At 62.8% G+C, this 15,995-nt stretch carries 10 protein-coding genes; 6 read left to right on the top strand and 4 right to left on the bottom strand.

Annotated features, from left to right (window positions below; translation table 11 throughout):
* Positions 1 to 189: 189 nt before the first annotated feature.
* The 5 genes from Q368_RS0117215 (at position 190) to Q368_RS0117195 (ending at position 7,395) form a co-directional block, all read left to right on the top strand.
* A complete protein-coding gene (locus Q368_RS0117215; RefSeq protein WP_052360254.1) occupies positions 190 to 1,155 on the top strand; it encodes a glycosyltransferase family 2 protein in 966 nt (321 codons plus the stop codon).
* A complete protein-coding gene (locus Q368_RS24090; protein WP_029460281.1) occupies positions 1,156 to 1,824 on the top strand; it encodes a class I SAM-dependent methyltransferase in 669 nt (222 codons plus the stop codon).
* Positions 1,821 to 4,457 carry a glycosyltransferase family 39 protein gene (locus Q368_RS0117205; RefSeq protein WP_029460280.1) on the top strand — a complete coding sequence of 879 codons (2,637 nt, stop codon included), beginning with the start codon at positions 1,821 to 1,823 and terminating at the stop codon, positions 4,455 to 4,457. Before Q368_RS24090 ends, Q368_RS0117205 begins: the two co-directional genes overlap by 4 nt.
* A 213-nt stretch (positions 4,458 to 4,670) precedes the next feature.
* Positions 4,671 to 6,080, top strand: coding sequence for a B12-binding domain-containing radical SAM protein (locus Q368_RS0117200; RefSeq protein ID WP_029460279.1), 1,410 nt, complete (start codon positions 4,671 to 4,673; stop codon positions 6,078 to 6,080).
* A 40-nt stretch (positions 6,081 to 6,120) separates the two neighbouring features.
* Positions 6,121 to 7,395, top strand: a complete 1,275-nt coding sequence (locus Q368_RS0117195) for an SGNH/GDSL hydrolase family protein (protein WP_029460278.1) — start codon at positions 6,121 to 6,123, stop codon at positions 7,393 to 7,395.
* Positions 7,396 to 7,611: 216 nt separating this feature from the next.
* Here the strand turns inward: Q368_RS0117195 and Q368_RS0117190 are convergent, their stop codons facing one another.
* From Q368_RS0117190 to Q368_RS0117170, 4 genes are all read right to left on the bottom strand, one after another.
* On the bottom strand, positions 7,612 to 9,243 hold the full coding sequence (locus tag Q368_RS0117190; protein ID WP_029460277.1) for a glycosyltransferase family 4 protein: 1,632 nt from the start codon (positions 9,241 to 9,243) through the stop codon (positions 7,612 to 7,614).
* Between the two features lie 197 nt (positions 9,244 to 9,440).
* Positions 9,441 to 12,074 carry a glycosyltransferase gene (locus tag Q368_RS0117185; RefSeq protein WP_029460276.1) on the bottom strand — a complete coding sequence of 878 codons (2,634 nt, stop codon included), beginning with the start codon at positions 12,072 to 12,074 and terminating at the stop codon, positions 9,441 to 9,443.
* Positions 12,071 to 13,585: a DUF6212 domain-containing protein gene (locus Q368_RS0117180; RefSeq protein ID WP_156955781.1), complete on the bottom strand. Its 1,515-nt coding sequence runs from the start codon at positions 13,583 to 13,585 to the stop codon at positions 12,071 to 12,073. Before Q368_RS0117180 ends, Q368_RS0117185 begins: the two co-directional genes overlap by 4 nt.
* Positions 13,586 to 13,693: 108 nt before the next feature.
* Positions 13,694 to 14,560 carry a hypothetical protein gene (locus Q368_RS0117170; protein WP_156955780.1) on the bottom strand — a complete coding sequence of 289 codons (867 nt, stop codon included), beginning with the start codon at positions 14,558 to 14,560 and terminating at the stop codon, positions 13,694 to 13,696.
* A 632-nt stretch (positions 14,561 to 15,192) separates the two neighbouring features.
* On the opposite strand from Q368_RS0117170, the gene Q368_RS26780 reads away from it, so the two are divergent.
* Positions 15,193 to 15,465: a hypothetical protein gene (locus Q368_RS26780; protein WP_029460271.1), complete on the top strand. Its 273-nt coding sequence runs from the start codon at positions 15,193 to 15,195 to the stop codon at positions 15,463 to 15,465.
* Positions 15,466 to 15,995 lie beyond the last annotated feature (530 nt).

Below are 15,995 nucleotides of genomic sequence, written 5' to 3'. Positions count from 1 at the left end.
AGAACCTCGGTGTGTCCATTCCGACGCTGTACCGCTGGGTGCCAGCCTCAGCCCAGGCTTAGCGTACGATTTTTTCCGTTTTCTGAGACGACCCCTTTTCGCGCCTGCCCTTGGCCCTTGAAATGCCCGCGCCCTCCCCGTATGGTCGCGGCGTTTCCGCAACCTTTCGCCAAGGATACCGCCCCGATCATGTCCCTTGTGGTCGTCGTGCCTTTTTACAACGAAGAGCAGAACGTCCCGGCCTTCATGGACCGCCTGGCCGCCGCGGCCGCGGACATCGGCCTGGCCGGGCTCGTGGTCGTGGACGACGGGTCTTCCGACGCCACCGTGACGTGCGTCGCGCGGCATGCCGCGACTTTTCCCGCGCCGGTGCGCCTGGTGCGCCTGTCGCGCAATTTCGGCCACCAGCCCGCCGTGCTCGCCGGCTGCGAAGCAGCCTGCGCCCTGGCCGAAGAACGCGGCGCGGACTTCGTCGGCGTCATCGACGGCGATTTGCAGGACCCGCCCGAGGATTTCCGCGCGCTCCTTGACGCCGCAACGGACCAGGACGTCGCGTACGCCGTGCGCAGCGAACGCCACGACGGCGCGCTCATGCGCCACGGCGCGCCGCTTTTCTACCGCCTGCTCTCGCTCGGCGCGCATTTTCCCATTCCCCGCAACGCCGGCACCTTTTCGGTCATCCGCCTGCCCGTGTGCCGCATCATCGTGGATAACGCCGACGCCGACCCCTATTTCCCGGGCCTGCGCGCCTTTGTCGGCTTCCGCCAGAAGGGCGTGCCGCTGGAAAGGCAGGCGCGCGCCGCAGGCACCTCGCGCGTGGCCTTTACCGGCCTCGTGCGCCTGTCCGTGCGCGCCTTTTTCCTCTACTCCAACCTGCCGCTGCAACTGCTCTTCGCCAGCGGCGCGGCGCTGACGCTTTTCGCCGGGCTCGCCGGGGCGTTGGTGACGATCCTTCGACTGCTGAAGCTCATCGACCCCACAGGCGTGACCACCATCATCCTGCTGCAACTCTTTTCGCTCGGCGTCATGGCCTTTTTCATCGGCATCGTCGCCTTCATGGTCGCGCGTGTGCGGGCCAACACCTCGCGCCAGCGCTCCTGGGTGGTGCTCGAGGAAACGACCCTGCCGGGCGGCACCCCCAAGGACCCCACGTAAATGACCACGCCCCCGGCCAAACGGCCGCTCCAATCGCGTTTCCCCCGGCTCTGGCTGGCCTTCCAGTATCTGGCCTGCGGCTATTTCGACCGTGGCCGCCACATCCGCAAGCACTACCACGGCCAGAAACGCGTGCTCGAGATCGGCTGTTCGCTCGGGCTCGACAGCCGTCATTTCGCCGACGCGCCGTGCGCCTTCCTCGGCGTGGACATCGACCCCGAGGCCATCGCCCACGCGAAAAAAACCCATGCCGGCCGCGCGCACATGCGTTTCGTCTGCATGGACCTCCATGACTTGCAGGTGGCGGCAGACGAGCGCTTCGACTTCATCCTGGTCAGCGGCGTGTGCCACCACGTGCCGACGGACAAGCTCGTGCCGCTGCTTGAAAAGGCGGCCACGCTCCTTGCTGCCGACGGCCGGCTGGTGGTCATCGACTACGCGCCGTCCGCAAACCCCGGTTGGCTCGAGAAGTTTTTCCTGGACTACGACGAGGGGCGCGAGATCCGCTCCCGCGAGGCGCTGCTCGCTGTGCTCGACGCTGTGTCGGGCCTTGCCATCGCCGAGCAGGAAATCTTCCGCAACGCCGCCTTCGTCTTCCCCTGGCCGACCATGGCCTACAAGTTCTGCATCGCCATGAAGAGACGCGAGGCGGAGACGGACACGCCATGAAAAAACGCAGCCCCGGCCTCGACCTCGGCGTGTCGCGCCTGGCCCTGGCGGCGCTGCTCGTCTTTTTCCTGGTCCATTTCACGGCCATCTGCCACATGCGCGGCGTGGACGACCCCCAAGGCTACGTCCTCAACACCTCCAAGTTCATCCCGGTCAACACCTACGAGGACGACGCGCAGGTTTCCATCGGCCACGCGCTCGGGCTCTTCGGGCCGGTCAAGGACACCTTCAGCATCGCCACCAACTTCGGCGGGCCGCTGCTGCATGCCGCCAAGCCCGTCATGTGGGCGGCGTCGGCGCTCGGCATCATCAAACTCTCGCCGGACAAGTATTTCTACGTCTCCTACCCGGACGAGCTGCTCAAGATCTGGCAGGTCTTCGCCGTCTACAAGCTGTGCATCCTGCTCTTGCTGCCGCTTTCGCTCTACTGGATCGGCCGCAATTTCGCGGGCGAGGCCGCCGGCACGGTCGCGGTCTGGCTGGTTGCGGCCATGCCCTACGCCACGGCCTTCGAACTGCGCCTCAAGCCCGACGGCGTGGTGCTGACATTGACGCTCCTGGTCGTCCTCAACCTGCTGGAATTCGCGCGCTCGGCGCGCAACCGCAACCTCTACGCCGCCGCGGTCCTGCTCGGGCTGGCCTTTTCCATGAAATTCACCCTGGCCACGGCGGTCTTTCTTTTTCCGCCGGCCCTGGCCGCCTGCTGGCGGCGACGCGGCCAGCCGCTTTTCACCAAAGCCCATGCGCTTGTCGTCGCCAAGGCCGCGCTCGCGTCCGTGGCCGCCTTTTGCCTGGGCAACGTCCGCTTTCTGGAAAACCCGGCCATCTTCCTGGATTTCATCTTCCGCTACACGGCCATTCCCGAGACCACGGCCGTGGCCAAGGGCTTTTTGCCCACGTTTTTCTTCCGCATCCGCCACTTCGAGCCTTTTTACGGCCCGGCGCTGAACGCTCTGGTCATCCCGGCCTGCCTCTATGCCGTCTGGCGCGTGCTCGCCACGCGCGGCCGGGTCACGGCGACGTCGCTCCTGCTGCTGCTTTTTGCCCTCAATTTCCTCTATCTCTGGAAGGTCGCCCACAACCTCGTGGTCTTAAATCTCACCTACTATTACTATTCCCAGGCGGTGCTCGCCCTGGCTCTGGTGGCGCTGCTTCTGGGCCGCCTCCTGGACGCTGCCGCGAACCGGCCGGCGCTGCGCCTGGCGTGCCTGGCCGGCGTGCTTACGCTGGTCGGGGCGACGCTTTGGCAGCAAAAAAACGTGCTCGCCTACCTCTGCGGCCCTTCCACGCGCCAGACGGCCCACGCCTGGGTCGCGGACCACCTGCCCAAGGGGACGTCCGTGGGCCTGCCCCTGCCCCGGGACGCGCGCCTGGGCTTCACCGGCCGCTACATGGTCGATCCCTTCGCCTACCGCATCGTGCCCCTGGGGCCGGATTTCTCCGGCCTGGGCGAGCTGCGGCCGCGATTCGCCCTGACCGCGCGCATGAATCCGCTGGAAAAGACCCTCGCCGATCCGGCCTATGAGCGCCTCGTCACCATCGACGACGCCGGCCACCTGCCCCGCGAGCCGTACAACTTCTACCAGGACGACATTTACGACGCCTTCCGCCTGAGGGACGGGAACGCGGAAAAGGTGCCCGCCGACGGCCCGGGCGCGTCCGAGGCCGCCCTGGGCGCGTTCTTGCGCGACGACCCCGAGCCGGCCTTCACCGTGGCCAACGTGCAGGCCCTGGACCTCTTTCCCCAGAGCCTGGACCTTTTGCGCAAGACGCCGCGCACCATGCTGCCCCTGCCGGGCGCGCTTTTTACCGCCGCCCTGCGCGATCCGGCCGCGCCGCCGACCTACCTGCACCAGATTCCGCCCGAGGTCCTCGCCTTGTGGGGGGTCAAGTACGTCCTTGCCCGCGACGACGCGGCATTTCAAGATAACGTCCTCGCCGTCCCGGCCTACGGCCTGCGCCGGCTCGACGCGCCGGAGCTGGCCGCGTTTGCGGGCCGCATCGCGCTTTTCGCCAACGACGCCTACCGGGGCCAGGTCTTTTTCCTGCCCGACCCCGAACCCGGAAGCACGCGCGCGGCGGCGCGGCGCTACCTGGGGCTTCTTGCGCGCTTTCGCCTGAAGCCCTACGGCGAGCTCTACGGCGCGAAGGAACTGGCCGCGTCCGGCGCGACGTTGCTTCGCGTGCGCATGACCGTTTCCTGCACCGGGCCGACGGATCTTGTGCTGAAGGGCGGGAAAAGGCGTACGTCCGTGCTGCTCGGCCCGGGAACGCATACCGTGGACCTGCCCTATGCCGTGGACCCGGCGGCCGCACCCGGAGCCGAGGGCGCGGGCTACGAGCTCCATCCCGCAGAGCCCGGGGCGTCGGCAACGCTTGTTTCCGTTTCCGCTGCGCCGCTTTCGGTCCTGCCCCAGGCGCAGCCCGAGCCCGCGACCGTGGGCATGCGCCTGGCGTTTGCGCGCATCCGCGCCGGGTCGCCGGGACAGGCCGTGTTCGCCCTGCCCTGGCATCCCTACTGGCGCGCGACGGTGGACGGCCGGGAAACGGCCGCCGTGCCCGGTCCGGCGGCGACCGTGGCCGTGCCCGTGCCCGCCGGCGACCACGACGTGGCCGTCCGCTTCGCGCGCTAGCGGCGCGCCGCAGGGAAAGCGTCCGCTTGTTGGCGGGCAATACCCCTGAATGCTTTTTCTTTCTTGAAAAAGACTGCCGTATGTATTGCGGGACGCGACACGCGGCGCGGCTTCGCCGATGGACAACGCCACGCCGCTGTGGCACCGTCACGCCGCCTTTTGCGCCGCGCGCGTGCGACGCAGCGCCGCCGCAAGCCCACGAAGGAGCGGTCCATGCCAGACATCCTGCTTATCAATTCCTCCATCAAGTACGGCGAAATCGCGCGCGGCTTCCAGTATTACCCGCCCGTGGGGCTCAACTACCTGGCCGCCTCGCTGCGACTGGCCGGGTTTGCGCCCACCATCCTCGACCTCGGCATCGAGCCGCTGTCCACGGACGCGGTCTGCGACATCATTAAGCGCGAGCGCATCCCCCTGGTCGGCATCTCCGCGGTCTCGCCGCAGATGCACAACACCATGCGCTTCGCCCGCGCCATCCGCGCGCGCTTCGGCGACACGGTCTCCATCGCGCTCGGCGGCTACCACGTCTCCAACGACCCCACGTTCCTGGACCGTCACCACGAGATCGACTTCTCCGTGGTCGGCGACGGGGACATCACCTTCCCCAAGCTCGCGGCGCAAGTGCTCGGCGGCGAAAAGGTCCGGGGGCGCTTCGTCGGGGAACTTGTGGAAAAGCTCGACGACGTGCCCTGGCCGGCCTACGACCTGACGCCGCTGCCGCGCTACCGCCAGATCGGGCTCACGCGCTACCCCACGCTCGCCACCCGGGGTTGCCCGTTTTCCTGCGTGTTCTGCTCACGCTCGTTCATGTCCAAGCGGGTGCGCTACCGCTCCCCGGAAAACCTCGTGGCCGAGCTCGCCGCGCACTACGACGACTTCGGCGGCTATTACGAGTTCATGGACGAGAGCTTCACGCTCTCGCGCCGGCGCGTCATCGCCAACTGCCAGGCGATCCTCGACTGGGGCAGGAAGATCCGCTGGAGCGCCGGCAGCCTGCGTCTGGACCAGGTGGACGAGGAGGTGCTCGAGTACATGACGCGCGCGGGCTGCCGCACGTTCTTCGTGGGCATCGAGTCCGGCGACGAGCGGGTGCGGCGCAAGATCGTGGGCAAGAAGCTCACCGACGCCCAGATTTTCGACGCTTTCAAGGTGCTCGACAAGTTCGACCTGGAAGTGGAAGGCTCCTTCGTGCTCGGCCACCCGACCGAGACCGAGGAGGAGCTCAAGGCCACCTGCTATTTCCCGGTGCGCCTCAAGCGGCACGGCGCGCGCACGCTGACCCAGGTCGGGCTCAAGCCGGCCGTGCCCATGCCCGGCTCGCGCCTGTGGGACATCGCCATCGAGGAAGGCAAGATCCCGGCCGATTTCATGGACCGCTACATCGAGTTCGAATACGGCGAGGACTTCTGGAAGGTCTGGCCGACCTACGTGCCCGACGGCCTGACCCACGAGCGCATCCGCCACTGGCGCAAGAAAGGCTACCTGGCCTACTACCTGCGCCCGGGCTACCTGTGGTGGCGCCTCAAGCGCAACCTCGCCTCGCCGGCGCTTCTCCTCGACGATCTCAAGAACTTCTGGGCCATGCTCGTCAAGGGCCACTCCACGGTGAGCCTCACCGAGTAGGCCGGAACGCAACATATCCGATCCGCAAGAAGGGCAATGCATGCTTCGCCGTATTCTGCCGAACGTTCTTTTGGTGTGCCTGTCGCTGTGCGTGGGCTACGTGCTGTTCGAAATAGGCGTGCGCCTCTACATGCAGCACAAGTACCTGGACGGGAATTACCAGATCCACGCGAACTACGTGGAGCCTGACGCAAAAGGTCCGGGCGACGAACCGGTCATCGGCTGGGAAAAGCCCAACAGGACCCTGTATTACTACATTTTCGGCAAAGACTCCGGCGTCGCCTTCTATTCCAAGTACCACAGCAACAACGTCGGGCTGATTTCCCAAAAAGACTATTTCCGCAAGCGCGACGGCAAGGAATACCGCATCGCTATCGTCGGCGACTCGTTCACCGCCGCGCTACAGATGCAGAATCCCTGGCCCGACCGCCTGGAGGACCTGCTCGACAAGGATACGGCGCTCAAGGAGAAGCTCGGCGTGGACGCCTTTCGGGTCTACAATTTCGGGCTTTATTCCGCCGGGTTCGACAACTTCTACGAGCTGGCGCAAAAGGCCGCGACCCTCGACCCGGACATGGTCGTGGTCAACTTCATCGGCGCGGACTTTCCCCGCTGCAACAACTGCCCGTTCACCACGGACAATCCGTACAAGGCCGAGGCGCGCCGGCTTGTCTCCGGCACGGTGCCCCTGCGCCTGGGTCCCGGCCCGGACGAGACCGCGGAACTGTCCATGTCCTGCGAACAGCCGCCGGTCTCCTTCGCCAACCCCACCTGCCGCCATTCCTTCCAGCTGAGCATCCCGCCCAGGCTAGCCATGGACAAGGACAAGGTCAAGGAAATCAAGAAGCTGGTCGTCGCGGACTACCTGCGCGGCCAGCTGTGGCATTCGCTCTACCCCTACGGGCTCATGCTGGCGCGCGGCAAACCCGTGGACCTGCACCACCTGCGCAATCCCGAGCTCTACCAGAGCGCCGGCACGCGCAAGACCATGACCGACGCCGAGCAGGTGGATTCCGCCCTGCGCTACCTGACGGCGATCCGCGCGCTTTTTCCGGGCAAGCCCGTGCTCGTCGTGCAGCACCCGACCTACGAGGACATGACGGTCCAGCCCGACGAGGCCAAGACCAAGCGCCTGATGGAAAAGGACCCGAGCCTGCACGTGACGTTCATGCGCCCCCGCCTGCCGGCGGACGCGGATGCCGCCACGGTCCGCTCCTGGTACTGCGTGCCCTACGACGGGCACATGAGCGACGCCGGCGGCGCGGTCTACGCCCCGGCCATGGAAGGGCTGATCCGGGAAACGCTTTTGCGCTGATGGGGATCAAGGGTGGGCCGATCAGTTATGGCCTATGAAATATCTCATCTATTGGCAGCTGGCTGTGTCCCTTCGAAGGGGCGCTAGCCCGCCAAGGCATTTTTAATCGGGTGGTTTTACGTCTGGCTCCAGCAACGATAATCATATCGGGCGCAACTCACGATCTATTCTGTTCCGTTACTCCCCAAACCCCAACATCGCCTGCCCACCGCGGCATCAGGACAGCCTGTCAAAGCGAATGCAGGTGATCCAGAGGCCAAGCGATCTTGTATCATCGGAAATCCCTCGCGAACAGGGGGAGGACGCGCCGGTGATGTCGAACACCAGGTCCCGGCGGGCCGGGAGGGGCTGCCCGGTCGTCAGAAGAAACTCGAAACAAAAATCCCGATCCGGCAACGGCGGCCAGCGCCACACGCCCAGCTCGCGTTCGCCCAGGAAAAGCCGCAGGCAAAGCGGCGCCGCCGCATCCCCCACAAACGGCTTGCCTTCGATGCGCAGGACCCAGGTTTGCGCCTCGCCGGCGGGAAACACGCATGCCAGCCGCGCACGGCGGCCCTCAGTCCAGCGGCCTTCCCCTTCTCCGTGGCTCCACCCTTCCTGGAGCCATTCGACGGCCTGCGCTTCGTCGCCAAGAAGGATGTCCACGCCCGGACGCACGCCGTTGGCCGGGCAGAAGGTCGCCGCATCCGGATAACGCGGCGGCGCGGCCGGAAGGCACGAAGCGATCAGGCGACGGTAGGCGTCGAGCATCGCCCGCGCGGTGAAGCGGGAAAGCGCCCGCCGACGTCCCGCGTTTCCCAGGCGCAACCGGTTTTCCGCATCGCCCGCCAGCCACGCCAGGTTCCTGACCAGGGCGTCGACGACGGCACCGGCCCCGCTTGCGGGGTCGGGAAGCAGCACGCCGGCCGCGCCGAGTTGTTCCGGTATGCCGCCGACGGCTGTGGCCACGACCGGCACGCCGCGGGCCATGGCCTCGTTGATGCAAAGCGGCATGCCTTCCGCTTCGGAGGGCAAGACGAAAATATCCGCTGCGGTCAACCAATCCGCCACATCGTGCCGTTGGCCCGTCAGGAGGACGCGCGCGTCCAGGCCGCGACCGGCGACCTGGTGCGCCAGGGCCTCGCGGCCGCCGCCGCTGTCGTGGCCGAGCCAGGCATAGCGCAGGCGCTGCCCCCCGGGCGCGGCGGCCAGGATCGCCGCGGCCTGCAACAGGTACTGGTATCCCTTGCGCGGTTCGTAGCGGCCGGTCGTCACGCAGAATACGTCGTCCGGAGCAAGTCCCAGGGCCTGGCGCAAGCTGTCGCGGCGGGCGGCTTCCGGCGGCAGGAAAAACGCGTCGGCGCAACCGTTGGCAATGACGTGGGAACGGGAAGCCGGCGCGCCGCAAAAGGCGTGCAAACGGGAGAGGTTTTCCCTTGAAACGGCGATCACGGCGGCGGCGGCACCATTGGCCCGGGCAACCTGCGCGAGCAGCTCAGGCGGCGCGGAAGCGAACTCGGGCGGCACGAAGTTGACGAGGACGACATAGGGAATGCCCCAACCGGCGCAGACCGCCTTGGCCGCGAGGCTCGACTCGGGTTCGCTGTCGCAAAACAGCACGAGATCTGGACGTTCCGCCCAAAAAAGCGCCTGGGGCTCGCTATGGTTGCGTCGGGTTTTGTCCTGGCCCGCCAGGACATCGTGGGGAAGCGGCAGGCAGCGCACGCCGGCAAGGACGTACGGGTTCGCGGGATAGCCGCAGGCCAGAGCGGTTTGGCACGTCGATGAAGCGAGCCCTTCGGCCAGCAGGACGGCATTGACCGCCGTACCGCCGGTTCCGGGATCATCGCAGTAGACGAGAAGTTTCATAACACGCGACCCGGATGCAACGGAATTGGTCGGCCAAGGAGCCTTTCCGCGAGGAAAGAGCACCGCCTTACAACGACTTTTTTACCCAGCCGTTGCCAACCTCCTTCGGCCCGTGCCCGCCTGAAGTCGAAGCCTCGGCGAAGAGCATGGGAAAAGCGCAAACGCAGCAAATGGATGCACTCCGGCGGGGAGGTGCGTCACAAAGCGTTCGCGGTTGTCCCCTGCCTCGGTTTTCGCGATGCCATGGCCTGCTCCAACCGGGCGACGAGTTCCTCACAGGCATTCTCCCAGGGAGCCTGGCCGATGCGTTTCGCGGCCTCGCGGGACATGGCCTCCAGATGCCGGGGATTCTGCTGCAGCCATTGGACGATGCCCATAGCCTGCCCAGCGGGATTTTCGCCCAGGAGGAACCCTGTAACCTCATGCTCCACGGCTTCGGCCGTGGCGCCGACATTGGGCGACAACACCACGACGCCCAGTCGCATGGCTTCCAGGATCGTCAAAGGAAGGCCCTCCCACTTCGAAAACATCACCAGAACGTCCGCCCACGTGTACAACGCCGTCAGCTCCTCGGCACTCCAAGCCGCAGGCTCCATGAACGGCTCCAGCACGCTGCTCGCGGAGAATTCCGTATTCATGATCGAATCGCCAACCACGCGAAACTCGACATTCGAACCGGGATCCCTTGCCAGGCGGCCGAATTCCGCCAGATCGTTCAAGCCCTTCTGGACATCGAGGCGCCCCAGGTACAGCACACGCAGCCTCCGTCCCTCCGGAGGCGTCCGCGATTGCAGGGCCGCGGCGACCTCCTCCGGCGTCATGGGATAGCCCGGCCCGTTGGGCACATGCAGCAGCTTGGCGCTCGGAATGCCCATGCCGTGGCACCAGTCCCGCATCTGACGCGAAACGGTCAACACCATTTCGTACGCGTTTTCATAGGCCAACCCCAGAATGGGATGCCCCATTTCACGCTGCACCACACTGTAGTCCAGGACATGGATGTGGTTGAGGGTGCAAAGGCCCAGCCGGCGCAACGCGCCCATGATGGCGTGCGCCGGAGCGCAGTGTTCGTTGATCACGCCGTCGAGCCACGCGAGTTGGCCGACGGCCAGGCGGTGGTCGCCCTGGCCCTGCCATTTCGGGAAGGCGGAACCGAAATAACGGTAGCCGTCGCCGTCCCATCCTTTCTGCGTTTCCCCGAACGGGAACAGATTGACGCTTTCAAAAACGGCGGCGGCCCATTCCGGCAGCTTGATACGTTCCGTCCCCAGGACGAAGAGATGCGGCACATAGCCGTGCTTCTTGAGTTCACGGGCGACACTGTAGGCGACTTTTTCCACACCGCCGAAGCTGGCGACAGGCAACAGGTAGCCGATGTGCCGTCTTCCGTCCGGAATTCGCGGGTACAACGGCTTGTTGAGGCCTGTCGATTGGCGTGCCAATGCATAGAGCGTCGTTCCGGAAGGCATGCAGCAGTTATACCATATCTTCTTTTTCTGCAATGCGCCGTCCCGCCAACGCGAACGATGCAAGTTTCCAGCCAACGTCATCAGATCAAAGAGCCCGCGTTGATGCGGCAACGCTTCGGCGGGCGCATCCATAACCAATGTGTTGCACCAAATGCTCCGATAAACGGATTCGAAATCAAAATTCCCTTTTGCGCCAACCATCTTGCGAGCAATAACATCGATGAATGTATCCATACGCAACATGACTGCCGCGAAATCGGAAATATTGCTTACGCTTGCCATGCCTCGCCGAAGCTCTACGCTGTGTTTTTCCTCGGCTGGCAGATGGGACAGCGCCGAGTACTGTGTCGCTTCGTTTTCAAAATCGAATTCCAATTGCCAGAATGCAAAATGAATAAGCTTCTTGGCCGCCAAAAGTTGCATATTTTCGGAAGTGGTCACCACGAGAAAGGCCGGAAGGCGAATATCGGATGCGCAATAGTGCGCACGCCAGCACAGTTCGTCGAACGCGGTTATGTCGCATTCGAAACCGTCGCGGGTCGGATCCGTGACCATTCTGAAGATCCCCTTGTCCGCGAGAAACACGGCGTAGCGCGGGGCCTCCGAATGTTCCAGGGCAACGATGCTGCGGGGATTATACAGCCATTTGTGCTTGCGCCGGATGTAGGCCAGGATTTCCTCTTCATCGCGATACGAGTCGGCCAGCATGCTTTCGGGACGCTTGCGATAGAGAAAGCCGAAATCCGGCAGGTGCATGCCGCGAAAGCCGAACCGTGCGGCCTGAAGCCAAAAATCCCAGTCCTCGTATCCGAGTTGCATGGATTCATCGTAAAAGACGCCGTGCTCGAAGACCCGCCGGCGGACCATGCTCCCCGCTTCCGACAAGTTCATGAAGGAATGCAGCAGAAGCGAGTAGATGCCGGGGTATTTGCAGCACAGGGACATGCCGAACATGCCGATATCGGGATAGATCCAGTCCGCGTCGGGATGCGCGGCCAGACAGGCGAACGCCTTGCCGAGGGATGGCGGACAGAGGCGGTTGTCGGCGTCCAGAAAATAGAACGACTCTACCGACGGGTAGCGCTCCAGGACATGCCGCACGCCGGTGTTGCGCGCGCAGGAAAGCTTGCCGTTGCGGCGGCGGAGGTACCGGATGCGTTCCGGATAGGCGCGCGCGAACTCCAAGCAAAGCGTATGCGTTTCCGGGAAAGGGCAGCCGTCGTTGACCAGCACCACCAGATACGGGACTTCCATATCCTGGTCCAATACGGAGGTGATGGCCTCGGCGACAAGCACGCTGTGCTTGTACACGGGCATGACCACAGCCAGGCGCGGCTGATCGGTTCCGGCAACGGCGCTCACGACCTGGCCTCCGTCGCCAAGCGCAAATCATGGGGGGAAAGCACGATGCCCTGAATGCGCGCCCATGCGTAGTCGCTGGTCTGCCCCTTGGCGAGCCGGGTTCCCATATAGATATGCCGGGGAGTCCAGGTGGGCGCTCCGAAATTGACGCTGACATTGAGGGGAACCATGGGCGTGCCCACTTGCCAACCCGAGAAGGAATCGCCCGCTGGAACATTCCCGTAGAAATACGGCTCAAAGGGCTGATCGGCATCCAGCACCGCCAGGGCGTATTCAATGGACGGGCCCTTGGCGTGGCAGGTCTTGGCCTGCATGGTGATGGCACGGATGCCGGCCGGGCAGGTGAAAGAAAGACGGGCGACCGTGGGGTGATCCTCCAGCGGGTGGAGCAGCAGGTTCATCTCATCCGCGATATAATCGACGACTTTCCAGTTGAGCCCTTCAACGGGCGGCGAGACTTCCTCGACATGTTCGAAGATCCAGCGAGGCAGCACCATGTCCTGATCCGCGGCGACAGGCGTGGGAAAGATGGCCCCGGGCATCGCGTGCACGGGCTGCCCCGGCATGGAGGTCAGCAGGCGCAGGGCCAGGCCCCTGCGGGGCTGGACATCGGATCCGATGATGGTCGCGCAGGCCGCGGCCGTGGGATGCATGGCGCCAAGCGACAGGGACGGCGATGCCTTGGAGGTGTCGGGCTGCCACGTGACGCCAAGCTGCAACGTCAGTTCGGGACGCCCGGCCAGGGCGCGATGGAGCAGCAGCGGCACCCAGCCGGGGCGCAATGCCGCGAAGGGGATAAGCCAGGATTCCAGGACCCGGGACAGTTCGCGCGCAAAAAGATGGACGCCGAGGGTACCGCTTGCTTTCGGGGAAACCTTTGCGACATGCAAGACGACGCCGGCCAGACCGCGGGAGGGCAGCGGCAGTTCCTGGGTGACCCCTCCCCCAAGGGGGACCTGCGCGGGCGCGGACAACGCGGCCCCGTTCGGCGGGTTCGTGAAGGCGACCACCGGCTGCACGAACAATTGTTGGAAGAAACGCTCCACTTCCTGAAAACTGTCCTGGAGCGTTTCGTACTGGGAACGCAACAGGGCCAGTTCCCGTTGCAACCCGGTCGTCCTTCGGGCCGCCGCGGCGCCATGCTTATCCAGGATGTTGAAGAGCCAGGCGGAGAAGGCTTGCGCGACGTCGCCCTGGTCCGCGGCTGGACTGAAAAGCGGAAATTCCTCTCCCGGCATCGCCGTGGTCACGGCCTCGCGCGCCTGTTCCATCAGCGGGCGTGCGGCGTCGCTGAAAACCGCCAACCCCAGGATTCTATGCAGGAAGGCCGGTTGTTCAGCGGTCGGCGTCAATGGAAACAATTGCTCCTGATAACGGAGATGCGGCACTCCATCTGCGAGTTCCACTCCGAGAATAATCAGGGAACTGCCGCGGCAAAACATCTCTGCAACGGACATATCGTCACTGGCTACGAGCAGCTTTGGTGCAATGGACGTAATGAGTTCATTCATGATCAGCTCGCTTAGTTAACGGACGTGGTCTTCTCGGACAATGAATCTGAAAAGGGTGCACACCAAACAAACCTCTCGAACGAGTGAAAAGCGCGAATCAGGACAATATTATTTCATATTGCTCTGTTCTATGACCTGCTGCGGTGTCAGTCTTTTGGTATCCTCAATGGCCTTGCGTCCCGACTCGTTATTTTTCTTGAGCTGCTCGAAAGTCGGCTTGTCCTTGTCGGCATCGGAAATCTCCGGCACGATTTGATAGTCCGTCGGCTTTGGTTTGTTGCGCTCCAAAGTTTTCTCAAGTTCCTCGGTCGTGATATTCATGTCAGGCGTCGAGACGACTTTCGGTAACGGACCGGCTTTCTTTTGAATTTCTTCCAATTTTCGCAGCGTCAAGGGTTCGCCGTCGATCTCGCCCAGCCCCAAGGGGGCATCCGGGTCCACAGGTTGCAAGGCCTGGACCGCAGCCGCATGGTCGAGTTGGCGAGGCGTAGGCCCTCCCTCGAAAAGAGGCGTATCATCACTGGACGCGCCAGGAGGCGTTTCGGTTTTTCCCTGAACGGCGTCTGCCTGTGGCGCCTTGGGTGCGGGAGTTTCGACCATGCCGGGAAAGCTGACGGTGATCCCGCCCGTCGTCGCATCCGCAAGGACGGCGAAATTCGGAATGCCCAGAGCCTCCGTAACCTGTTTGACCGCAGCAAGGGCGTCAGGGGCATTAACCGAGACATCTATCATCTTTGATGAGAGTGATTCTGGGACAACAAACGAAACATGAAATAGTTCGGTAAGGATATTTAAACAACGCCCATATGTCATCTTGTTACAGGATAAAGAAACATTTTCGGCGAAAACTGGGGGGGCAACACTCCAAAAAACCACAGAGATATTAAATAAAATCAAAAAAATAAAATAGCAGGGGATTGCCCCGACAGTAGCACTCCCATCGGCACCAGGAAAAAATCGCGTACATCTATTCATAATTCTTCCTTTTCAAAAACAGACTGCAGATTTCGTAAGCTTCAGACCATTCGTGCGACAATACGCCTTTTACTTCATGATGTCGGGCAAATGTAGCGTGGCGAGCAGCGTGAATAATCGAAGGAATTTCAAACAACTGTGCACCTTCTGGATATTTTCTATGAAATGCTCATTTTTTTCAAATGAATTACGCCATGGCCTCTGCCAAATTGAAGCACTCCAGGCCAAGCTCAACCAGAATTCCGCTCGCTAATTCCAGCAAGCATCCGACATCCGAGAGCCCATTCACCCGTAGGCCAGCGAAGCCCCAAAGAGCTGAACCTCGCGAGAAACGCAACGTCGTCCGTCCGCTGTGTCTACAGCCCACTGAAATGACAGAACTCCATCCCGGTCCGTGTGCATGTGGCCGCCACGACCTGATTGCCCCCGAGCCCTCCCGCATCCATCAACACATCGAGATTCCCGAAGCCAGGCTCGATGGAGAACACATCACCCTTTACCGAGGCTGTTGCGCTCGGTACGGCCGGTTGGTCAGGGCTCTGGTCCCGCCAGAGAAACGCACGGGCTTTGGACCACGGCTTTCGGCCAACATCGCCGAGCTTCGCGGCATCCATAGGGACAGGCGTCGCGCTGTGTACGACGACCTCATGTCCGTCTTTGGCCTGCCCATCAGCCAGGGCGGTATGCAGAAAATCATTCATCGGGTCACTCAAGCCATCAAGTCACATTACGATGACATCGCCAAGGTCGCGAGGAGCGCGTTGGTCCGTCGCCTGGGACATGAGAGGGAGCATTCGTGGTTATTCCTCCAGGAATCCGGCGTTAAGCCGAAGAACAACCTCACGGAGTGCGACGTTGCGCTTCGGGGTGCTCTGGCGCAAGAAAAGTCTCGGTACGGCCGGTGAATGTAGCGACCGGGTCGAACGCATCCGCAGTTTGTGCCAGACATGCAGAATTCAGGCAAGGCGCACCTTCCCGGTGCGGTCGGTGCGATGCCGACCGCTTTTCAATCTCGGTCTCCGAACCTGGATTAGATTCAGATGCTGTTATCCCGTGAGCGCGTACCTTTTGCTTATCCCTGAAAAGGTACGGCGTACACCTTGCCGCATCGGCCCTGGGTTTCGGGTTGAGTGTCTTGCCAGCAGGCAAGCCGAATATCGCGAATGGAAGTACTTTTTGACAAAGAGAACCAATCCTGTAGCGACTTACCAGTTTAAGGTCTTTAACATATCAAGGCAAATTACATTATAACAACACATTTACAAGGGAGAAAATATATAAATTCACAGCACCAAAGCAATCTTATACACAAACGCGACAACTCAGAAGGCTGTATCGATTTTTATAATTTAGCAACATACATATCGTGAAAACTCAATCGATAACTCCAGTCACATCTTAACATTGCTCAGCTATCATTTGTTAATTTTCTTTC

The organism is Solidesulfovibrio alcoholivorans DSM 5433, from assembly GCF_000702665.1.
In the GTDB taxonomy this organism is placed as follows: domain Bacteria; phylum Desulfobacterota; class Desulfovibrionia; order Desulfovibrionales; family Desulfovibrionaceae; genus Solidesulfovibrio; species Solidesulfovibrio alcoholivorans.
Note: the sequence above shows the minus strand (reverse complement) of the source record. Positions and strands in the feature narration are given on the sequence as shown.